The 20,113-nt window shown below is 63.1% G+C and carries 19 protein-coding genes and 1 pseudogene; 7 read left to right on the top strand and 13 right to left on the bottom strand.

Going from position 1 to position 20,113, the window contains the following annotated elements:
* Positions 1 to 10: 10 nt before the first annotated feature.
* Positions 11 to 958, bottom strand: coding sequence for a hydroxyacid dehydrogenase (locus tag BG57_RS26420; RefSeq protein WP_035969783.1), 948 nt, complete (start codon positions 956 to 958; stop codon positions 11 to 13).
* Positions 958 to 1,656, bottom strand: a complete 699-nt coding sequence (locus BG57_RS26415) for an RraA family protein (RefSeq protein ID WP_035969780.1) — start codon at positions 1,654 to 1,656, stop codon at positions 958 to 960. Before BG57_RS26415 ends, BG57_RS26420 begins: the two co-directional genes overlap by 1 nt.
* Positions 1,657 to 1,817: 161 nt before the next feature.
* Between BG57_RS26415 and BG57_RS26410 the strand changes: the two genes are divergently transcribed.
* The gene (locus BG57_RS26410) at positions 1,818 to 2,534 is read left to right on the top strand and encodes an IclR family transcriptional regulator (protein WP_035969809.1); all 717 of its coding nucleotides are present in this window, start codon (positions 1,818 to 1,820) and stop codon (positions 2,532 to 2,534) included.
* A 49-nt stretch (positions 2,535 to 2,583) separates the two neighbouring features.
* Here the strand turns inward: BG57_RS26410 and BG57_RS26405 are convergent, their stop codons facing one another.
* Complete coding sequence (locus BG57_RS26405; protein ID WP_035969778.1) at positions 2,584 to 3,297, bottom strand: IclR family transcriptional regulator; 714 nt, start codon at positions 3,295 to 3,297, stop codon at positions 2,584 to 2,586.
* A gap of 1,449 nt (positions 3,298 to 4,746) precedes the next feature.
* On the opposite strand from BG57_RS26405, the gene BG57_RS26400 reads away from it, so the two are divergent.
* The 6 genes and pseudogenes from BG57_RS26400 to BG57_RS26375 all read left to right on the top strand — a co-directional run bounded on the left by BG57_RS26400 (position 4,747) and on the right by BG57_RS26375 (position 10,533).
* Positions 4,747 to 5,703, top strand: a complete 957-nt coding sequence (locus BG57_RS26400) for a TauD/TfdA dioxygenase family protein (protein WP_035969776.1) — start codon at positions 4,747 to 4,749, stop codon at positions 5,701 to 5,703.
* A gap of 14 nt (positions 5,704 to 5,717) precedes the next feature.
* Entirely contained in the window at positions 5,718 to 6,779 is a 1,062-nt protein-coding gene (locus BG57_RS26395) for an ABC transporter substrate-binding protein (protein WP_035969774.1), read from the top strand.
* A gap of 18 nt (positions 6,780 to 6,797) precedes the next feature.
* A pseudogene (locus tag BG57_RS26390) lies at positions 6,798 to 7,622 on the top strand (ABC transporter permease).
* 13 nt (positions 7,623 to 7,635) lie between these two features.
* The gene (locus BG57_RS26385; RefSeq protein WP_035969771.1) at positions 7,636 to 8,451 is read left to right on the top strand and encodes an ABC transporter permease; all 816 of its coding nucleotides are present in this window, start codon (positions 7,636 to 7,638) and stop codon (positions 8,449 to 8,451) included.
* Positions 8,452 to 8,470: 19 nt separating this feature from the next.
* Positions 8,471 to 9,226: an ABC transporter ATP-binding protein gene (locus tag BG57_RS26380; RefSeq protein WP_035969768.1), complete on the top strand. Its 756-nt coding sequence runs from the start codon at positions 8,471 to 8,473 to the stop codon at positions 9,224 to 9,226.
* Between the two features lie 593 nt (positions 9,227 to 9,819).
* Positions 9,820 to 10,533, top strand: coding sequence for a hypothetical protein (locus BG57_RS26375; protein ID WP_035969766.1), 714 nt, complete (start codon positions 9,820 to 9,822; stop codon positions 10,531 to 10,533).
* 58 nt (positions 10,534 to 10,591) lie between these two features.
* On the opposite strand, the gene BG57_RS34445 is transcribed toward BG57_RS26375, so the two are convergent.
* The 10 genes from BG57_RS34445 to xylB form a co-directional block, all read right to left on the bottom strand.
* Positions 10,592 to 10,726, bottom strand: coding sequence for a hypothetical protein (locus BG57_RS34445; RefSeq protein WP_479389483.1), 135 nt, complete (start codon positions 10,724 to 10,726; stop codon positions 10,592 to 10,594).
* Positions 10,727 to 10,849: 123 nt separating this feature from the next.
* Positions 10,850 to 12,376: a xylulokinase gene (locus BG57_RS26370; protein ID WP_035969764.1), complete on the bottom strand. Its 1,527-nt coding sequence runs from the start codon at positions 12,374 to 12,376 to the stop codon at positions 10,850 to 10,852.
* Between the two features lie 11 nt (positions 12,377 to 12,387).
* Positions 12,388 to 13,359 carry a shikimate dehydrogenase family protein gene (locus tag BG57_RS26365; RefSeq protein WP_035969762.1) on the bottom strand — a complete coding sequence of 324 codons (972 nt, stop codon included), beginning with the start codon at positions 13,357 to 13,359 and terminating at the stop codon, positions 12,388 to 12,390.
* A complete protein-coding gene (locus BG57_RS26360) occupies positions 13,359 to 14,006 on the bottom strand; it encodes a glucose-6-phosphate isomerase (protein ID WP_035969760.1) in 648 nt (215 codons plus the stop codon). Before BG57_RS26360 ends, BG57_RS26365 begins: the two co-directional genes overlap by 1 nt.
* A 3-nt stretch (positions 14,007 to 14,009) precedes the next feature.
* Entirely contained in the window at positions 14,010 to 15,398 is a 1,389-nt protein-coding gene (locus tag BG57_RS26355; RefSeq protein WP_035969758.1) for an FAD-binding oxidoreductase, read from the bottom strand.
* Positions 15,399 to 15,445: 47 nt separating this feature from the next.
* Complete coding sequence (locus BG57_RS26350) at positions 15,446 to 16,231, bottom strand: SDR family NAD(P)-dependent oxidoreductase (protein ID WP_052006013.1); 786 nt, start codon at positions 16,229 to 16,231, stop codon at positions 15,446 to 15,448.
* Positions 16,228 to 16,992 carry a ribose-5-phosphate isomerase RpiA gene (gene rpiA, locus BG57_RS26345; RefSeq protein ID WP_229754022.1) on the bottom strand — a complete coding sequence of 255 codons (765 nt, stop codon included), beginning with the start codon at positions 16,990 to 16,992 and terminating at the stop codon, positions 16,228 to 16,230. The genes BG57_RS26350 and rpiA overlap by 4 nt, the downstream gene beginning before the upstream one ends.
* Before the next feature lie 40 nt (positions 16,993 to 17,032).
* Positions 17,033 to 17,878 (bottom strand): MurR/RpiR family transcriptional regulator, encoded by an 846-nt coding sequence (locus tag BG57_RS26340; RefSeq protein ID WP_035969756.1) that lies wholly within the window; start codon positions 17,876 to 17,878, stop codon positions 17,033 to 17,035.
* Complete coding sequence (locus BG57_RS26335; RefSeq protein WP_052006012.1) at positions 17,878 to 18,591, bottom strand: HAD-IA family hydrolase; 714 nt, start codon at positions 18,589 to 18,591, stop codon at positions 17,878 to 17,880. Before BG57_RS26335 ends, BG57_RS26340 begins: the two co-directional genes overlap by 1 nt.
* Positions 18,588 to 20,102, bottom strand: a complete 1,515-nt coding sequence (xylB, locus tag BG57_RS26330) for a xylulokinase (protein WP_035969754.1) — start codon at positions 20,100 to 20,102, stop codon at positions 18,588 to 18,590. Before xylB ends, BG57_RS26335 begins: the two co-directional genes overlap by 4 nt.
* Positions 20,103 to 20,113: the final 11 nt, after the last annotated feature.

The raw sequence follows: 20,113 nt of genomic DNA, 5'->3' as shown, positions 1-20,113 counted from the left end.
TTCGTTCGGATCAAGCCGCGTTGCGGGCGTTTTCCTCGATGACCGCGAGGACGTTTGCTGCCGCCCCCTGCCCCATCTTCACGTAGGCCGCATCGCTTACGCCGCCGCTATGCGGAGTAAGGATGAGATTGGGAACGTTCTGGAACGGATGAGGATGGGCCATCGGCTCGACTGCAAAGCTGTCGACGGCTGCCGAGCGAAGCTTGCCGCTCGCGAGCGCGTCAATCAGTGCCGCTTCATCGATGAGTCCGCCGCGCGCGGTGTTGACCAGGATCGCGCCAGTCTTTAGGCGCGCCAGCGTTTGCGCGTTCACCATGTTGCGGTTATCTTCGGTGAGCGGACAGTGCAGTGAAAGCACGTCAGCAGCCGCGTAGACCTCGTCGAGCGACGCGAGCTTGATGCCCTCGGGGGCTTCTTTCGCAAACGGATCATACGCGATCACGTTCATGCCGAACGCGATACCGACAGCGGCAACCCGACGGCCGATGGCGCCCAGCCCCACAAGCCCGAGCGTACGTCCGTCGAGTTCGAATGACTTGTGCGTCGCCTTATCCCAATGGCCTGCGCGCATGCGCTGGTCCAGATGGGGAATGCTCTTGGCGCATGCGAGGATCAGGGCCCACGCATGCTCGGAGACCGCAGCAGCATTTGCACCGACCGCCGCGCGCACTGCAATGCCGCGCTCCGATGCGGCTGCCTTGTCGATCGTGTCCGTGCCGCTGCCGTGCTTCGAGATAACCTTCAGCTTCTCGGCCGCATCCATCATGCGCGCCGTCACCTTGCCGTAGCGAACGATGATGGCGGTCGGCTTGTGCTTTGCGCAGAGCGCGGTCAGATCTTCTTCCGTGGGTTGCTTGCCTGCGAAGACGACCTCGAACTCCTTCAGCATGTCGAGCGCTTGTGGTGCAAGGTCGGCTGCCGTCACGAGGAGAACAGGCTTTTGCGACGAGGTAGTCATTAAAGTGCCTCGCCTTCGCCAAGCATGCCGGCATCTTGCAGCGCCTTCTCGAGCCACTTAGCACGACCGTCGCCCTTCTTGATTGCTGCGATACGCGCCGCTTCGGAATCGACCTTCTGCTGTGCCAGCGGGACGATGCGCTCGACGTCTTCCTTCGCGATGATCACCACGCCATCGGCATCGCCGACCACCAGGTCGCCCGGGCGCACCGTCGTGCCGCCCAAACTAATCGGCATGTTCACCGTGCCAGCGACGCTCTTGGTCGGGCCGCACGGATTGAGACCTGCCGAGAAGACCGGGTAGTCGCCTGCAGCCAGCTCGTGCGAATCGCGAACGGCCGCATCGATGATGATGCCGGCAATGCCGCTTGCCTGTGCTTGTGTTGCCATGATTTCGCCGATCAGAGCGCAGGACACGTCGCCCTTGCCGTCGACCACGATAACGTCACCCGGCTTGGCGACGGCCAACGCAGCGTGAATCGCCAGGTTGTCGCCTTGGCGCACTTCGACCGTGACCGCCGGACCCGCAACCTTCATCTTAGGATTCAGCGGTTTCACGCGGCCATGCACGGCGCCGCGACGGCCGTTCACGTCGGCAAGGATGGCGGCTTGAAACTTGCCTGCCGCTTGCACCAATTCGGGAGAGACGCGCTCGATGTCGCGAACGATGGAGGAACTGCCTGCTGAAGTCGTGCTCATGGATTCCACTCCGGAGATCGTTGTACGGTGTACATTGAAGCTGTACGACGTGAAATAATCATAGCCACCCTACCGTGTCGAGACCACTATCGTTAACCCTTTTATCCTGTACATGACGCGTGTACGATGTACAATCTTTGTTATTGTATGAGGAGGCGACGATGGGAAACGACGGAGTGGCGGCAGTTGAAAAAGCGCTGGCGCTGCTGGATTGTTTTAAGCCTGGCACCGAGTCGATGAGTCTTGCAGCGCTCGCGCAAGCGTCGGGGATGCACAAAACGACGGTCTACCGGCTGATGAATTCATTGGAGAGAATGGGGTACGCGGTGCGCTCCCAAGCAGGAAATTACTCGCTCGGACACCGGGTGCTCTACCTCGGCAAGCTGTTTGAGCAGACGTTCCAGTTGTCGTCCGTCGTCCATCCAACGCTGCAGGCGCTCGCGACACTTACCAAGGAAAGCGCGTCGTACTATGTGCTTGGCAACGGTGAACGGCTATGCCTGTTCAGGGTCGAGCCATCCGAGGGACTGAGAGAAACGCGACTTCCGGGAACCGCATTGCCGCTTGATGAAACGGCGATCAGTCACGTCATTCGCTATTGGGGATTGGGCGAACCTCTATACGAGACCCCACCGAAGATCCCGCTTTTTACGGCGGGTTCGCGCGATATTCACACTGCAGCGTTCGCTACGCCAATCTTCGGCGCGGGCGACAAATTTATGGCAGCCCTGACGCTATCTGGGCCTGCGTCGCGGATGTGCGCCGCGCACGAGGCCGGCGAATGGATTGCTCCGCAGTTGAACGCCGCTGCCGACCTGTCCAGGCGACTCGGCGCTAGCGTCATGTTTTGCGAGAGCTTATACGGACGTGAACGCTAGGAAGGCGAGGAGAGCGAGGTTGGCGCCTCTCAGCGAGGGCTGAGCGAGTTCATGCAACGTATTCCCGTTCGCACAGTGCCTGGCTGGCGCCGAGCTGGCGGGACAACTTCGAAGCCACGTCTAACTGCCGCGCGGCCATATCGCCCGCGGCATAAGCTTCTTCCAGTGTGGTCGCTGCGCCGGAAAGCGTCATGGAAGCCACGAATTTGTCTTCAGCGCCGAATATTGGTACGGACATCGCTGCGGTGTGCGCATCGCGCGCTCGAGACTTGAATACGGGCAGTTTGGGCGGACTATCAAAGGCGGCCTCCCCAAGCCCCCAGAAGCGCAACACGTCGCTTGTTGCGCTGTTGTCGAACGGATGCTTATCGCCCGGAAGCCGAGTAATGCGCAGCCCTTCGGCCGGCTCCGCCCGGAACAAGACCAGCGCCTCAGAATCCTCGATGACCGTGTAAGACGCACTAGCGCTTGTCGCAGCCGCCAACTCGCGCAAGGCCGGTTGTACGATTCCGGAAAATTGAGTCGCCGAATGCTCGTACAGGTTGCCCAAGAACTGGAGGCGATGGCCGAGGGAATAGTCGCCTGTTCCCGCGCGGACCACGTACCTCATACGCTCCAGCGAGTTCATGAGTCGGTAAACTGTCGTAACGTGAATGCCGGACGCTTTCGAAAGCGCTGCTAGCGATAGTGACTCCTTGCCGGGCTGGAAACAGTCGAGCAGCGACAACGCCTTTTCTACCGCCGCCACACCATCATTGCTCACTCGTTTATCTCCCAGGCAAATAGCGCTTGCGCATCAAGCTGTGGCCAATCATAACGGAGGAGCCGGACCGACAGAAGAAGCACTTCTCGCAACGAGGCCTCTCGCGCCGACGCCGCTCCGAGCGTAATAGCGTTCATATCTCTTTGTCCGCGGTGTCGTCAGACTTGCGTTCAAACATTCTGAGGGCGTGGAACACGGCGCACATGCAACACGCGCTCGAGGCGCGCTACGGGCTCTCGTAGATACAGCGCTCGGAGCGGAGCAAATCAGAAGGTCTGCGCCCGACGCATCCTCTCTTCCAAGCGTGGTTCAAGGTACGGCGGCGCCGCCCGCTGGCCAGCGCTCGAATAGATACGTTGGGAACGCGTGTATGGGTAGACAGCAAGCCTCTCAGTTTCTGATTTGCTGGGAAAATATCTCAGTGCCGGAAGGCAACGCCTTGTCGGAGCTGACTCGCGCTAACCGAGGATAGCGGGGAACGTTCATGGCATGCGGGGGAATGACCGGGAGCAGGTTGAGCGAATGATGGTACGTTCGTCCCTACCCCGAGCAAACGAAGCGTTTCCCCGATGCTATGCGCGCTTTCCGAAAAAACTATTGCAGTCGAAAGACTATGCAGGTCGTCTTGGGAGAGTTGACTCCGCGAGAGCGATCCGTCGGCTTTTGAATCGCGCTGCGCTGCCGAGCAACTAAGCTTGCCCCCTTTCAGAGAATCACGACGGCATACGCCGTTCTATGACGCTCCACACTTCGGCGATTCTAAATTTACATCATTCGACCACGGAAGTTCGAATTTTTCCGTCATTTGGCTTTCAGAGAGTCCTCCTCGGCCTTCGCTGCCGTTCGCTGTGCATCTGCCTTGCAACAGTAGCACGTCGCTGTGCCGTCATTCACGGCGCCCGGCAGTTACAGCCTACGGTCCGAAACACCTTGACGAAAGGATAGTGGACAAGGACCTCCTGAAGCGGTGAAAACTCGGTTGCACTAGAGTGGTTGTGGCAGAGGCTAACTGGCAAGAGAACAGGGGTTAGCCGGGGCTGTCATTCTTGCACCTCGGTGCAGTCAACATCTGGCTCTCAAAATCCCGCGCTCGCCGCGTTGTGTATGACTGCCATACCGCCTCGACGACCGCAGCCCAAGCCTATTCAGCTGTACAGCACAAAGCGAGTGTCGCGCCGATGAACAGCGGCGCGTCAAGTGCTGCCCGTCTCGCTTGCACTCGTTGCGATCCGTGCTCGCTGAGGACGCCTAGGTCAGGCCCGTAAAACATGCAGTGCTAACTAAGCGGACCACGACATCGTTGGGGGCGAATATGTCACGTCGACATTCTCCACGCGAGTCAATATGAAATGCCCACTTCGATGCTTAGTCGAATCGCTTCGTTGGTTTCGAGACGGACGAATGCTTCAATCTCGTGACGCTTGCCCGCCAACCAACGGAGATTTTCCGATGTCCGACACCGCTACGCTCGCTCACCAGAAGTCCACACATGAAGCCGCGCCGCTCGCCGCACAATCCGGCGAACCCTTCCAAATTCGCCCGATCGGCGGGCTCATCGGCGCAGAAGTGCGCGGCGTGACGCTCTCCGCGGAACTCGACGATGCGGCCATCGCCCGCATCAACGCGGCGCTGCTCGAACACAAGGTCCTGTTCTTCCGCGGTCAGTCACATCTCGACGATGCCGCGCAGGAGGCCTTCGCCGCGCGTTTCGGTGAGACCGTGGCGCATCCCACGGTGCCGTCGAAGGAAGGCACGAGCCGTCTGCTCGAACTCGATTCAAAGCACGGCACGCGCGCCAATTCGTGGCACACGGACGTCACCTTCGTCGATGCCTACCCCAAGATTTCCATCCTGCGCGGCGTGGTGATTCCCCCCGCCGGCGGCGATACGGTCTGGGCCAACACGGCTGCTGCCTACACGCACTTGCCGCAACCCTTGCGCGAGCTTGCCGATTCGCTATGGGCGTTGCATTCGAACACGTACGACTATGCCGCGACCCGCAACACGCCTGCCATCGATAACGATGCTGAGCGTGAGTACCGCAAGCAGTTCACCTCGACGCTCTACGAAACGGAGCATCCCGTGGTGCGCGTGCATCCCGAAACGGGTGAACGGACGCTTGTGCTCGGGCACTTCGTGCAGCGCTTCGTCGGCTTGTCACAGCGCGATTCGGACCGTCTGCAGGCGCTTTTCCACGATCACATCACGCGCCTCGAAAACACCGTGCGGTGGCGCTGGACACAGGGCGATGTGGCGATCTGGGACAACCGCGCGACGCAGCACTACGCCGTGGCCGATTACGGCGATGCGCATCGCGTCGTGCGCCGCGCGACCGTTCATGGCGATGTGCCCGTGAGTATCGACGGACGCCGCAGCCGTACGGTCAAACGGGAAACGCGTGGCTGATGAGCCGAGGGACCATGACACTTCTCAAACGTATCCTGAGCGCGGCGTTCGTCGCGCTGTTCGCGACGCCCGGGCTGGCCGCGGAGCCATCCGTCGTGCGCATCGGCGTGGCGCAACAGGGCACGGGCGATCCGCCGACCTTCGGTGGATCGCCGGCTGCCACCGCGCAATTGCAGCATCGCGTGGAAGATGCGCTGCAACCCGCGCACGTCAAGGTCGAGTGGATCTTCTTCAAGGGCGCGGGGCCAGCGGTCAACGAGGCGCTCGCCAACAAGCAGGTCGACTTCGCGTATCAGGGCGACCTGCCTTCGGTGCTCGGGCGCGCCAATGGCCTGAAGACGCACCTGCTGCTTGCATCGAACGTGCGCACTGGCGTCTATCTCGCCGTACCGGCGGATTCGGACATCAAGAGCGTAAAGGACCTGAAGGGCAAGCGCGTCGGCCTGTTTCGCGGCACCAACCTGCAACTGGTCGCCGACAACGTGCTGAAGGAGAACAACCTCGCCGAACGCGATCTGCGCATCATCAATCTCGATACCGCGGCGGCGCTCGCGGCAGTGGCATCGAAAGGCGTGGACGCGGTGTTCTCCGACTACTCGCTCTTCAAGCTGCAACAGCAAGGGCTGGCTCGAATCGTGTACGCCTCGCGTGACGACGGCGTGCAGTTCACGCGCCAGGCCCATCTGCTCGTGCTCGACGAATTCGAAAGCGCGCATCCGGCCATCGTGCAGACAGTGGTGACGTCGGTAGTCCAGGCCGCGCAATGGCAATCCGACGAAGCGAATCGCGCGGCGCTCTTCGCCTTGTGGGCGAAGAGCGGCGTACCGGTCGAATCGTGGCAGTCCGAGTTCAAGCCGGGACAATTGAAAGAGCGCAGTTCACCGCTCATCGACCCGTTCCTGCGCGCGCGCTATCAGGCCGTCGCCGACGATGCGCTGCGCCTGAACCTGATTCGTCAGCCCGTCAGCGTGGATGGCTGGTTCGAGCCGAAGTATCTCGATCAGGCCCTCAAGACGCTCAAGCTCGAAAGCTACTGGCCGCGCTTCGATGCGTCGGGCAAGCCGCTCGCATCCTGACCCGCGGGGAACCGACTCATGGCCAATGTGCTTTACCGCGTGCTGCTGCCCGCGAAGCGCGCCGCGCATCCTGTGCCGGCCGATGCGGCTGCCGCCCTCGCGTGGATCGCGCTGCCGTGGCTCTTGCCGATCGCGCTCGCCGTTTTATGGGTGCTTGGCTCGCGTCACGGCTGGATCTCGGCACAAGTGTTGCCGCCGCCCGCCCTCGTCTTCGACACGCTCGCGCAGCTGGTTTCGAGCGGCGACTTGTGGCTGCATCTCTCGTCGAGCATGACGCGCGTGGCGGTGGGCTTCGGCGGCGGCGTGCTGTTGGGCGTCCTGCTCGGAGGCGCGCTCGGACTGTCACGCACGCTCGAAGCCTATGTGCTGCCGAGCTTCAACGCGATCGTGCAGGTGCCGGTGCTCGGCTGGCTGCCGTTTCTGATGATCGTCGTGGGCATCGGCGAGCCGCTCAAGTATCTGCTGATCGGCCATGCCGCGCTGGTGCCTGTCACGTTGTCCACCCTGTAAGGCTTTCGTGACACGCCGCCTGCGTTGCGTGAAGTGGCGCTCGCCTATCGATACAGCCGCTGGCAAGTCATCACGCACGTCACGCTTCCCTCTGCGATTCCCGTCATTGGTACCGGCACCCGGCTGGCGTTCACGAAGGCGTGGCTGACGCTCGTCGTGGTCGAACTGGTGGCGTCCTCGGAAGGGCTTGGCTATCTGATCGTGTATGGACGCCAGCTCTTCCAGCTGGATCTCGTGCTCGCTTCGGTGTTGCTGGTGGGCGCCATCGGATACGGCGCGGACCACTTGCTGAGTGCGCTCGAACGCCGGCTGCAACGCGGCAGCACGCACTAGGGAGCACGCTTTCATGTCGGATGCCTCGCTCGAATTGCAGGAAGCGCCGCGTGCATCGCAGGACGCGCATGCAGCGCACCGTAAGAAGCGCTGGCGCGGCTTCGTGTTGCCGCTGCTCGCGTTTGCGCTCTGGTGGTTCGTTTCGCGCGACGCCAAAGGCAGTCACGGCCTTCTGGTGTCACCCGTCCAGGTGCTCCAGACCGCGCTTGAGCAGGTGCGCAGCGGCGCGCTCCTGCGTGCGATGACCGCATCGCTCACACGCGAGCTGACGGGCTTCTTCATCGGCTCGAGTCTCGGGCTTGCGTTGGGTGCGCTGCTCGGCGTGTCGAAAATCGCAAACCGGGCAATCGCACCGAGCTTTAACACGTTCAAGCAGGTCTCGCTGTTTGCGTGGATTCCGCTGATTTCCGTCTGGTTCGGTCTGGGCGATCTGGCGAAGGTCGTGTTCCTTTCACTCGCCGCGCTCGTGCCCGTGGTCGTCCATACGAACGATGGCATACGCGCCGCGCCACCACGCCTGCTCGAAGTCGCGCGGGCGTATCGTTACTCGAAGCTGCAACTGCTAACGGCTGTGGTACTCCCGGCCGCGTTGCCGTCCATCTTCACTGGCGTGTATCTCGCGCTGATCTATTCGTGGCTCGCGACGCTCGGCGCGGAATACCTGTTGGTCGCCGGAAGCGGCATTGGCAACACGCTCGTAGACGGCAGCGAACAGTTCCGCATGGACCTCGTGCTGTTCGGGGTGATCGTGGTCGGGCTCACGGGATGGGCGCTGAATGCGCTTGCGCGCGCCATTCAACGGCGCTGGTTCGACCGGCGCGCAAATTGATGACAGGAGTATTCGGTTCATGGCCACACTCGAAGGACTCGCATTGCACCACGTCAGCAAGCGCTACGACGGCGATGCCGCCCCGCCCGTGCTCGAGCGCATCGATCTGACGGTCGCGAGTGGCGAGTTCGTGAGCATTGTCGGTGCGAGCGGATGCGGCAAGTCGACTTTGCTGCGTCTTATCGCGGGGCTCGACGGCGGCTTCGAAGGCCATATCGAGTTCGATGGCGAGCGCGTCGTATCGACGGATCTCAAGCGCGGTATCGTGTTTCAGGATCATCGCCTGTTTCCGTGGCTCGATGTCGCGCAGAACATCGCTGTTGCCTTGCGCAACGCTCCGCTCTCGAAACATGAGAAGGCGCGCGCCGTTGCGGAGCATGTCGAACTCGTCGGCTTGCGCGGTTTCGAGCGGCATTACCCCCACCAATTGTCCGGCGGCATGGCGCAGCGCGTAGCGCTCGCCCGCGGCCTGGTGAACCGGCCGCGTCTGCTGTTGCTTGACGAACCTTTCGGCGCGCTCGATGCGCTCACGCGCAGCCGCCTGCAAGGCGAGCTGCAGCGCATCTGGACCCACGAGCGCATTACGATGGTGCTCGTCACTCATGATGTCGACGAAGCCGTGCTGCTCGCCGACCGCGTCGTGGTGATGCAGGCGCGGCCGGGACGGATTGGCGAAATCATCGAAGTGCATTTGCCTAGGCCGCGTGATCGCAGCCACGCCGATGTGGCACGGCTGCGAGACGAGATCGTGAACAAGTACTTCACGGAAGTGTGAACGTCCGCGCTTGCACTGCGTTTCGATACGTCGCGTGTGCCAGTTCGACGGCCACTCAACGGTCGCTGTCTCCGACGCTTCGTCGGGCATTGCGGACGTTGGCCGTTCAGCCGATGTGCGGTTGCTGCACGTCGCTTTGCGGTCGTTGGCGACGCAGTACGGTTGGATGTCGGCTTCGAGGAAGTGTGAACGACTCTTCACGACCCATTGCAGACCTTCGATCCCGCGCTTCGTCGACTGCGGCTTCGAAAGGTACAAAGGACGTTCGAGAAGTCCTGCTGAACGGGCGGTCGACGGCCAATAGCGGACGGTCAATTCAGTTGCGAGGTCGTGCGGCTCTGCGCCGAACAGCCTCAGTCCACGAACTAGAAGCGGCCGTTGAGGCGATAATCGCTCCAACGGCAACTCTTGCATAAGCTGCAACCGCACAGCGGGTGGACGACGAGCGTCCGCAAAGGCCGAAGCAAGCACGTCGAGCGTTCCGTACGCGTCGGCCCTTTGCAGTGGGTCGCTGACATCGCGCTTCAAACAATACCAGTTTCAAAGCTACGATCTTCGGCTGATTTGAATTTTAGCGTCCGTAGGGAGGACGAGTGACGACCTTGAGCTTCGAAAACCGAGATATGCTTTATTCGCTTTCGTGGTACATGTCTGCAAGACAGACTGCGCTGCGCGCCGCGCTCTCGTTCCGCACCCAACTCTCCGTCACTGATCAGATGGACATGAGACTTCACTATTCCGGCTATTTTTTGAATCTTGTGGCAGCGACGGAGCTGTTCCGTGAAACGACTTCCGTGCAGCCAAGCACTTTTGAAACACAGTTGTATTCGCGCTTAGTTTTTGATGGATTTCAGGACGGTGAGGCGAACTACTCTTACATTCGTGAGTTGCGCAATGCGGTCGTTCACCGCGGGCTGAACATTACGTCTGCCCTGCACATTGACGGCAACTTCCCGATGGTCCTTGCAGAGCCAAAAGTTCAAAACCAGAGTCGGAAAAAGACATTCGTCGCTTTCGACAAATACTTGCTACATATAATCGAAAAGTGCGAATCGGTGGTTGGTTTAGTGATGCTTGATTGCTTGAACGCTGCAGGCATCTTCGAAGCCGCCGTCGATGTAGAGGCTACCGCTGCCGAGTATCGCGACGCAATCAAGCAATCGCACGCCATGCCGGACTTCGCCAAGGCAATGGCATTAGCAACGGAATTTAAGCCAGAATGGGCTGAGGCCGCCCACGGCTCTGCAATGACGAAGCTGCGCGAAGCGTTGGCACCTTGCAATGCCACCAAGCCCTCATTGTCCTAGAGAAAACTTGGCTCTCGGCGGTCAGAAAGGTCTCCGACTCGCCTCTGCGGGATGTCAGCTAGCCTACCTTCGACAACGAGAATGCGTCCAGTCCGAGGTTTGCCGCCAGTTCATCCGGCGAGCGCAAGATGTGCGTTTCGGAGGGAAAGAGCGCGGCGGCTTCGTCATCGACGGACCAGCCGATGACACGCATGTTCGCCGCGATGGCGCCGCCCGCGCCCGTCGGACTATCTTCGACCGCGACGACCTCTTCCGGCGCGAGCCGCAGGAGCCACGACGCGCGTTTGTATGGCTCCGGGCTCGGCTCAAAGCCTAATTACCCTTGTCGTGCATGCGCTACCAACGCGTGTGCGTCGAGCGCGTCAAGATCGTCGTAGAACTGCTGCGCCTGCGCGTAAAGCCCCTCGAAAATGGGCATCATGCGATCGTACCTGTCGCTTGCGCGAGGGTCGGGCTGAACTTCGCTCTCGAACCGGACGAAGGCGCTGACCGCATCCGCGAGACGCGCGAACTGTCCGTGCGCGGTGGCCGCGAGGATAGCGCAGCCTGTCACGCCGCACTCCACTTCGGCAGGAACAAGAATCGGCGTGCGGTACATGCTTGCTTTGATGGCGAGCCACAACGCGGCCCTGGCGCCGCCGCTCGCCGCCACGATTCGGTCGATGCCGCCGCCTTCCGGCCGAAGCAGCGCGATCTGACGCCGCACCGCGAACGCAACGCCTTCGAGGACCGCGCGGTGTAAATGTCCCAATCCATGCTTTGCCGTGATGCCGAAGAACTGCGCGCGCGAGTTGGAGTGTTCGCCCAGGCGCTCTCCTGTGAGGTACGGCAGGAAGAACATGCCATCCGACCCGACAGGCGCGCTCGCGGCCTTCTGCGTGATGACATCGTAGGACAAGGCATTTTCGTGGAACGCACGCCGCGCCCAACGCATCGCGTCGCCACCGGAATCCAGCAGCATGAAGCGCCCCCACGAACCGTCGCATGTCACGAGATTGGAGACGTCCGGGTGCAGCAGCGGGGTATCGGCAATCACGGTGATGATCGACGACGTTCCCGTGATGTCCGACGCCAGCCCCGGCGCATAAACGCCCGAGCCGAGCACCGATACCGGGTAATCCGCCCCGCCGACGAGCACCGGCGTGCCCTCACGTAAGCCGGTTTGCGCGGCGGCATCTTGTGTGACGCCGCCGAGAATGTCGAGCGGCGCGCGGATCGGCGCGAGCTTCGCGGCATCGAGGCCGAAGGCATCCAGGAGCGCGCGGCACCATGTGCGAGTGGATGCATCCATCAGATAGCTGGTCGATGCATCGCTCCAGTCGCACGCGCGCTCGCCCGTCAGCCGGAAGTTGACGTAGTCCTTCGGCATGAACACGGTCGTCGCGCGCTCGAACGCGGCAGGATCGTTCGCCTTCAGCCATTGCAGCTTGAACGCGGGCCACGCGGGCGTCGCGGGATTGGCGGCCTGCCTTGCATGCGACGCGTAATCGGCCCGCGCGCGAAACGCGGCAACTTCGGCACTGGTGCGCTTGTCGTTCCAGAGCGGCGCGGTTTCGCGCGTGAGGTTACCGTCGTCATCGATGAGGACGGTGCCGTGCATCTGGCCGCACGCGCACACCGCAACCACACGCGCCGCTGCATCCGGGACGCTCTCCAGCACTTCGCGAATAGAACGCGCCGCGCCCGACCACCAGTCGGCCGGACGCTGCTCGGACCATCCGTAGCGCGGCACGATCTGCTCATGCTCGTGCGCGGCGATACTGCGCACGACGCCGCGCGCATCCACGAGCGCGGCGCGCACGCTGCCCGTGCCCACATCGATCGCGAGATAGAAAGCGTCCATCGGCCACGGCGTCAGGCAGCGCCTGCGCGGGGCGCGGGCTTGCCTGCATCGGCGGCGATGCGGCAGAGCGCCTCGAAGGCCGGTCCGCGCGTCGGGATATCGACATGAAACACTTCCGCCATCACGCGGGTCCAGCCGTAGACAAAGTAGGTCCAGCCGTCCTCGACCTGCAAGTGCCTGCGCTCTTGCTGGGCCCGCGCCTGGTCGAGAAACACCAGATCGCCGCGATAGTTGAGCTCCCATACGATCCCGTGCTCGGGAAACACGGCGGCGTGCGTGAGCGGCGAGCCGGGCTTGTCCTTGCCGAGCCCGGTCGCATTGATGACGAGCGCGCCGGGCGACAGCCGCGTCATCACGCGATCGTTGTCGTCGGGTCGGGAGACGAGCACGTATTCGCACGGCACGCCGAGGTTCAGCTCACGGTGAATGCGTTCGATCTCCAGCAGGCGCTCGTGCGACGGGTCCGACACGATCACCTTCGAAGGCCGGTCTGCGCCCCGGTTCGTCTGCATCAGATGCCACGTGATCGCGATGGCCGATCCGCCCGCGCCCATCACGAACACTTCGGCGTTCGAGGTCGCGAAGTGCTGCGCGGGCAGGAAGCCGTCGAGCGCGAAGCCGGCGGTGATCGGGTCTTTGGCGTGACAGACGAACTTGCCATCGCGCTTCGACAGGCAACTGGTCTCGCTCATGGCCCGCGCATACTCGTCGATCTCATCGAAGAGATCATGGCACGCGGCATACAGGTCGATCTTGTGCGTCGTGACTAGCGCGCCGAGCGAGAGCGGATCGCCGCGCAGGAAGCGCACCGCCTCGCGGTACGCCTCGGGGTCCGCATGCGCCGCGAAGTCCATGCCCTTCATTTGCACATCGCCCAAACCGAGATGTCTCGCCCACTCGGGAAACACGCGCATGATCGAACTATGCGCGGTCGTCACGCCGATGAACCAGAACGTGGGCTTGCTTGCCGCTTCGTATGCCATTATCCGCGCTCCGTTCGTGCCAGCAGACCGGCAATCTGCGCCTCATTGCGCGCGACATAAGCCGGGTTCGCCTCGCTGCGATAGCCGCCCCTGCCGTCATCGAGAATGCGCAGCTTCATGCCGTTCGCGCGCTCGATGATCGCGTAGTCCTGCCCGGCATCCGCGGGATAGCAGAACAGCATCACGAAATCGTCGCCGCCCAGATTCACCGACCGGTGAATCCATCGCGGCGGCACGTAGCACGCGGTATGGGCCTCGATTTCGACGATACGCGTCTCGCCGTCGGGCGACTCCATCAACATGAGTCCATGCCCCTTGAGCCCGAAGTACAGCTCGGGCCTGTCGATGTTCGCGTGAATGTGCCCGCGCGTCATGAAGAACTCGTCGCCCACCTTGCCGGGACTCATGCGTGTGACGCCGGTGATCAGATCGCCGGGCGCATCGCTCGGACGATGATCCGTCACGTCATACACGATCTCGTCACCGCGCGCGGCAAGCAGCGTGGCGAAGGCATCGGCATCGCTATAAAGGCCGTCCAGATCCTTCAAACGCTTCTGATAGCGCGTACCCGTGCCCTCCATCAGGCCGCTCGACAGATCGACTCTGAACGCGCGGGGCTCAGGCCACTTCGAAAGAGTTGGCTTCATCGGTCACACCACCTTGCCGGGGTTCAGAATGCCGAGCGGATCGAGCGCCGACTTGATCGCGCGCATCGCCGCGATATCGCTTTCGCGGCGGCTTCGCGGGAGATAGTCGCGCTTCTTCGTGCCGATGCCGTGCTCCGCCGAAATCGAGCCGTCGAACTCGCGCGTGACGTCGTATATCACGCTGTCGATCTGGTCGTGATCGTGCTTGCCCATGCTCGGCACATCCACGACGATATGGATGTTTCCATCGCCCAGATGGCCGTAGGTCATCACCAGCGCGTCGGGCCATTGCTCGCGCAGACGCGCTTCGCAACGCTCTGCGGCATCGCCGACCTGCGCGATCGAGAAGCTCACGTCGTAGGCGGCGTGATTCGGAATGAAGCGCTGATATTCGCCGGGCGCATCGCGGATCGCCCAGAAGTCGCGCGCGTGCGCTTCCGACGATGCAATGGCCGCATCCGTCACCACGCCCGCTTCGAGCATGGCGCCCAGAAATTCCTCGAAGGCTTCGTTGTGTCGCTCTGGATCGGTGCCGACGCTTTCCAGCAGCACGTAGAACGGATGCGCCTCGGCAAGCGGCGCGCGCAGCGCGGTGAGATTCGCGATCACCGCGTCGTGATAGCCCGCCCACATTACTTCGAACGCCGAAACGCCCGCTGCCAGTTGCGCCTGTGCGCGCGTGAGAAGCGTCGTGACCGAGGCGAAGTCGGGCAGGCCGCACCACGCGGTCGCAGTGACCGTCGGCTTCGGCCGAAGACGCAGCACGGCTCGCGTGATGACCGCGAGCGTGCCTTCGCTGCCGATCAACAAGTGGCGCAGGTCGTAGCCGCTGTTGTTCTTGATCATCTTGTTGAGGCCGCCGATGACTTCGCCGCTCGCGAGCACCGCTTCGAGCCCCAGCACCTGATCGCGCATCATGCCGTATTTGATGACGCGGTTGCCGCCCGCATTGGTCGCCAGATTGCCGCCAATGGCGCAACTGCCGCGCGCGCCGAGATCGAGCGGGAAGTAGAACCCGGCCGCGCTCGCCGCCTCCTGCACGGTCTGCAGCGCGACGCCCGCTTCGACCGTCATCGTCGCGGAGACGGCATCGATTTCTACGATGCGGTTCATGCGCTCCAGACTCAGCGCGATCTCACCGCCACGCAGGTTCGCGCCGCCGACGAGGCCCGTCAAGCCGCCCTGCGTCACGACGGGCTGACGGTAGCGGGTGCAGATGGCCAGCGCATGCGCGACTTCGTCCGTGTCGCGCGGACGGACCAGCGCGAGCGGCACGGCGCCGGGCAAGCCGCTCCAGTCCACCACGCGCTTATCGCCGAATTCTTCAGGCAAGGCCACCACATCCGCGCCGAGGGCGTCGCGCAATGCGTGGATTGCATCGAGTGCGCTCATAGGTTCATCGTCTCCGTGGTTCTCGTTAGCCTCCGTTCGTCGCTGGATCACCACACCGTGTAGCCGCCGTCCATCACGATGTCCGATCCGGTCACGAACGCGCTCGCCCTTGACGCGAGAAAGACGACGCCCGGCGCGATCTCGTCCGGCGTGGCCATGCGTCCGAGCGGCGTGTAGTCGAGCCACACTTTCCGCCATGCTTCGTTTTCGAAGCCGCGCTTGGTCAGTTCGGTGCCGACATAGCCCGGCGAGATGGAATTCACGCGGATGCCGTCCGCCGCCCATTCGGCGGCCAGCGAACGCGTCAGATGAATGACGCCCGCTTTCGATGCGTTATACGATGCTTGCGGCTGGGGCTTGTTCGCGATGCTCCCGCTCATGCTCGCGATGTTGACGATACGTCCGCTCCTCTGCCGCGACATGTGACGCGCGGCGCTTCGACAGCAATAGAACACGCCGTCGAGGTTCACGGCGAGCACGGCCCGCCACGCGGCGTCGTCGGTTTCGAGCGCGAGCGCATTTTTGACGACGCCCGCGTTATTGACCAGCACGTCGAGTCTGCCGTGCTTTGCGACGATCGCATCGAAGCCCGCATCGACCGACGATGAATCCGTCACGTCCAGCGTGACGAAGCTGCCTCCGATTGCGTCGGCGGCGCGCTGCCCGAGCGTCGCTTCGCGGTCGGCGATGACGACCGTCGCGCCGGCATTGCGCAGCGCCCTGGCTATCGCGAGACCGATGCCCTGCGCCGCGCCGGTGACGACGCAGACTTCGCCATCCAGACGAAAGACGTCGAGGGTCGCGCCACTGTCTTCCTTCGCGATCTCGCTCATTTGCGCGCTCCGTCGAATACGACGATATCCGCGGTGCCATCCGCATGACCCACGATCATCTCGCTCGCGATGCCGGTGAAGAGGCCGTGCTCGACCACGCCGGGAATGGCGTTGAAGCGCGGCGCGAGTGCGAGCGGATCAGAAATGGCTTCGAGATGGCAGTCGAGAATCCAGTTGCCGCTGTCCGTCACCACGAGCGCGCCGTTCTTCACGCGCCGCTCAATTCTTACGCCCGCATCGAATCCCGCCGATACGAACAGCTCGCGCAGCAGACGCTCCGTGCTCTGCCAGCCGAACTGGATGACTTCGATAGGCAGCGGAAAACGCCCGAGCGTATCGAAGACCTTCTTGTCGTCGACGACCGCGACCATCTTGCGCGACGCCGCCGCGACGATCTTTTCCCACAGCAGGCACGCGCCTCCTCCCTTTATCATGCTGCCCTGATGATCGATCTCGTCGGCGCCGTCGATGGTCACATCGAGCCGGTCGATCTGCCCGAGGTCGGTCAATGGCACGCCGAGCTCGATCGCCAGTTCGCGCGTCGCATTCGACGTCGGCACGCCGACGATATCGAGCCCGTCCTTCACGCGCGGCGCAAGCGCACGCACGAACCAGTGCGATGTCGTGCCCGAGCCAAGCCCTACTTTCATGCCCGGCGCGAGATAATGGTCGACCGCCTTGATGCCCGAGACGAGCTTCGCCTCGTCCTGCTTCGATTGCGGCTCCAGTCGGGCATAACCCGGTTCGATATGCGTACCCAATTGCGTCTCCGTTTTGATCGAAAGACCCTTGAAACAAGGGCTAATCCATGAACTTGTCGGTGAACCAGGGGTCGAGCGCGGCAAGGTTGTCGGGCAGTTCGCGCCCTTGCCGCAGGCCCAGCATGGCGACCAGCATGTTCACCACGAGCAGATGATTGATGCGCGCCGTGAGCGGCGTGTACAACTCGGTGTTCTCGTATGCAGGCACGGCGACGGTCAGGTCGCAGGTCTGCGCGAGCCGCGAGCCCGGCGCGCACACCGCGATCGTCACGGCGCCCTTGCCCTTCGCCATTGCGGCCGCCATCACGAGCGACTTGGTCGAACCCGAATGCGAGAAGAAGACCGCGACTTCGTCGTTGCGCAAGGTCGGCGCGAGCAGCAGTTGACGCTGGCTATCGAGCACAACGCGGCAATGCAGCCCGAGGCGAAAGAACTTGTGTTCTGCATCGAAGGCGATGGTCTCCGAGATGCCGAGACCGAACAGGAAGATGCCTTTCGCTTCGATCAGATATTGCGTCGCGCGCTCGATGGCGGCGGAATCCACGTCACGCGCGAAGCGTTGAATGGCATGCAGCGAATTGTTCACGATCTTGCTGCAGACGCTCGCGGGCGTATCGGCGTTCGTGATGGCTTCGTAATCGAACGGCGCCTGCGGTATCAGACCCTGGCCGAGCCGGACCTTGAAGTCCTGATAATCCGCGCAGTCGAAGCGGCGGAAAAAACGCACCACGGTCGGGTCGCTGGTTTGCGCCGCTTCCGACAACTCGGCCATGCTCATCTTGAGCGCGGCTTCGGGCGCGGCGAGCAATACATCGGCGATGCGCAAGGTCGCGCCCGTCAACGATGGGTGTTCAAGCGCGATACGGCGCAGCAGGTCGTTTCTCATCAGGCTCCCGGCAGGCGCGACGCATTGAGCGCGGCGCACCTCGTCACTAACTCGGCGAAGGAATCGAGCCGCCTGTCATCGGGCACGGGAACATCCGGCCCGGTGCCCCAGTTGACGATCAGACAGCGAACCTGCGCGTCGCGTGCGCACTGTGCGTCGATGCGCGTGTCGCCGATATAGAGCGTGTGCTCCGGCGCGGCGTCCATCTGTTCGAGCGTCATCAGCAAATGCCGGGGATGCGGCTTTCTTTGCGCAAGCATATCGCCTCCGACGACCGCGCTGAAATACCCGTCGATGCCGAAGTGCGCGAGCACCGCCTGCGCCAGTTGTTGCGCCTTGTTCGTGCAGACGCCGAGCTTCACGCCGGCCGCATGTAATGCCGGAATCGCCTCGAGCGCGTCCGCGTAGAGGGTCGCCTTCTCGACCGGATGCTGCTTGTAGATGGACAGATAAGTTTCGACGTCGGCGCTGACGCGCTCCTGATCGAGTGCGAGACCGAGCCCCTTGTACAACTTGTCGATCAGCCCGTGCGAGCCTTCGCCGATGAACTTCTCCACGAAGCCGACCGTCTGCGGTGCAATGCCGTGCGTCGCGAGCAGGCGGTTCACGGCGCTTGCGATATCCGGCGCGGTATCGACGAGCGTGCCGTCGAGATCGAATACGACTGCGTCGACCGTTCGTTCGGCTCCAAGGATGAATTCGTTGACGGTCATCGGCTCGGGTTCTCCATGGCGATGTGTTGATAGACCGGACGCAGCGCGTCGTACAGCGTGCGGAAGGTGTCGAAACGTGCGTCGTAGAGCGCTTTGAGCGATGCGTCCGGGCTCACGCGACCCGTCACGCGCAGGGTGCCCACCGCTTCGTCGAGCGATGTCCACCAGCCCGCGCCCACGCCCGCCGCCAGCACCGCACCGTACGCGCCGCCCTCGGATGCGCCCGTGACCGTGGTCACCTCGCGTTGCAGCACGTCCGCGAGCATCTGCAGCCACAGCGGCTCGCCGGTCGCGCCGCCCGAGACGCGCACCTCGTCGCACGTGAGGCCGGCCGTCGCGCCTAGCGATGCGATCGCCCGAATGTTCAGCAGCACCCCTTCCATGACGCTGCGGATCATGTGAGTCGCATCGTGCGTCGACGTGAGGCCGATCCATGCGGCACGCCCGTCTGCCGCGACATGGGGGCATCGTTCGCCGAGCAGATAAGGCAGGAAGAGCAGTCCGTCACAGCCGGGCGCGGCCGATTTCGCCAGTTGCGTCATGCGTTCGAACGAAAGATCGGGCGTCATGCGCCGCAGCGCGCCGCGCAACCATTCGAACGCGCCGCCCGCGGAGAGCGTCACGCCCATCACGTGCCAGCGGCCCGGCGCGTTACCGCAGGAAATCTGCAATTGCCCGGTGGCCTCGGGACACGCGCGCAAGCCGCCCGCGACGATGCCCGCCGTGCCGATCGTCACGCCGAGCGGGCCGGCATCGATCGCGCCCATCGACGTCGTCTGGATGACGGAATCGCCGCCGCCGCCGAACACGGGCACATCGCCGGGCAGGCCCCACGCCTGCGCCAGTTCGCCCCGCAACGTCCCCGCGCGTTCCGTCGATTCGACGACCTGCGGCAGGAGCGATGCCGGCAAGTCCAGCGCGGACATCAGCGCGCCGGACCACTGGCGCTGGCGCACATCGAACAGGCCGGTGCCCGACGCGTCGGACACATCGGTGATGTGCTCGCCGGTCAGACGCAGGCGAAGGTAATCCTTCGGATTCAGCATCCGCCGCATGCGGGCAAAAAGTTCTGGCTCATGCTCGCGCATCCACAGGAGCTTGCCCGCGGTGAATCCCGGCAACATGCGGTTCTGCACCCGCGCGAGCAGACCATCGAGACCGCCGGCGCGCGCGGTGATCTCGTCGCACCACGGCGCCGCCCGCTGGTCGCACCAGAGGATCGCGGGACGCAGCACGTTGTCGGCTTCGTCGAGCGCGGTCAGGCCGTGCATCTGTCCGGACAGCCCGATGCCCGCCACCGCGCGACGATCCGGCAGCGCGTCGAGCACTTGCGCGAGCGCGGTCTGCGTCGCGAGCCACCAGTGCTCCGGGTCCTGCTCGGCCCAGCCGGGCCGGGGCGAAACGAGCGGATACGCCGCGAGCGCCTTCGCCGCGACGTTGCCCGCGCCATCCACTGCAATCACCTTGCATGCGGACGTGCCGACGTCGATGCCGAGAAGATACCGTTCCATGACCGCTCCGT

Origin of the sequence: Caballeronia grimmiae (genome assembly GCF_000698555.1) — a bacterium.
Taxonomy (GTDB): Bacteria; Pseudomonadota; Gammaproteobacteria; order Burkholderiales; family Burkholderiaceae; genus Caballeronia; species Caballeronia grimmiae.
The sequence above is the reverse complement of the archived record's forward strand: the minus strand, read 5'-3'. Positions and strand labels throughout refer to the sequence as shown.

Bases quoted from the DNA above. Each gene is read 5' to 3' on its own strand.
- BG57_RS26420 (WP_035969783.1), bottom strand. From the start codon at position 958: ATGACTACCTCGTCGCAAAAGCCTGTTCTCCTCGTGACGGCAGCCGAC.
- BG57_RS26415 (WP_035969780.1), bottom strand. From the start codon at position 1,656: ATGAGCACGACTTCAGCAGGCAGTTCCTCCATCGTTCGCGACATCGAG.
- BG57_RS26410 (WP_035969809.1), top strand. From the start codon at position 1,818: ATGGGAAACGACGGAGTGGCGGCAGTTGAAAAAGCGCTGGCGCTGCTG.
- BG57_RS26400 (WP_035969776.1), top strand. From the start codon at position 4,747: ATGTCCGACACCGCTACGCTCGCTCACCAGAAGTCCACACATGAAGCC.
- BG57_RS26395 (WP_035969774.1), top strand. From the start codon at position 5,718: ATGACACTTCTCAAACGTATCCTGAGCGCGGCGTTCGTCGCGCTGTTC.
- BG57_RS26385 (WP_035969771.1), top strand. From the start codon at position 7,636: ATGTCGGATGCCTCGCTCGAATTGCAGGAAGCGCCGCGTGCATCGCAG.
- BG57_RS26380 (WP_035969768.1), top strand. From the start codon at position 8,471: ATGGCCACACTCGAAGGACTCGCATTGCACCACGTCAGCAAGCGCTAC.
- BG57_RS34445 (WP_479389483.1), bottom strand. From the start codon at position 10,726: ATGCGTGTCATCGGCTGGTCCGTCGATGACGAAGCCGCCGCGCTCTTT.
- BG57_RS26370 (WP_035969764.1), bottom strand. From the start codon at position 12,376: ATGGACGCTTTCTATCTCGCGATCGATGTGGGCACGGGCAGCGTGCGC.
- BG57_RS26365 (WP_035969762.1), bottom strand. From the start codon at position 13,359: ATGGCATACGAAGCGGCAAGCAAGCCCACGTTCTGGTTCATCGGCGTG.
- BG57_RS26360 (WP_035969760.1), bottom strand. From the start codon at position 14,006: ATGAAGCCAACTCTTTCGAAGTGGCCTGAGCCCCGCGCGTTCAGAGTC.
- BG57_RS26355 (WP_035969758.1), bottom strand. From the start codon at position 15,398: ATGAGCGCACTCGATGCAATCCACGCATTGCGCGACGCCCTCGGCGCG.
- BG57_RS26350 (WP_052006013.1), bottom strand. From the start codon at position 16,231: ATGAGCGAGATCGCGAAGGAAGACAGTGGCGCGACCCTCGACGTCTTT.
- BG57_RS26340 (WP_035969756.1), bottom strand. From the start codon at position 17,878: ATGAGAAACGACCTGCTGCGCCGTATCGCGCTTGAACACCCATCGTTG.
- BG57_RS26335 (WP_052006012.1), bottom strand. From the start codon at position 18,591: ATGACCGTCAACGAATTCATCCTTGGAGCCGAACGAACGGTCGACGCA.
- xylB (WP_035969754.1), bottom strand. From the start codon at position 20,102: ATGGAACGGTATCTTCTCGGCATCGACGTCGGCACGTCCGCATGCAAG.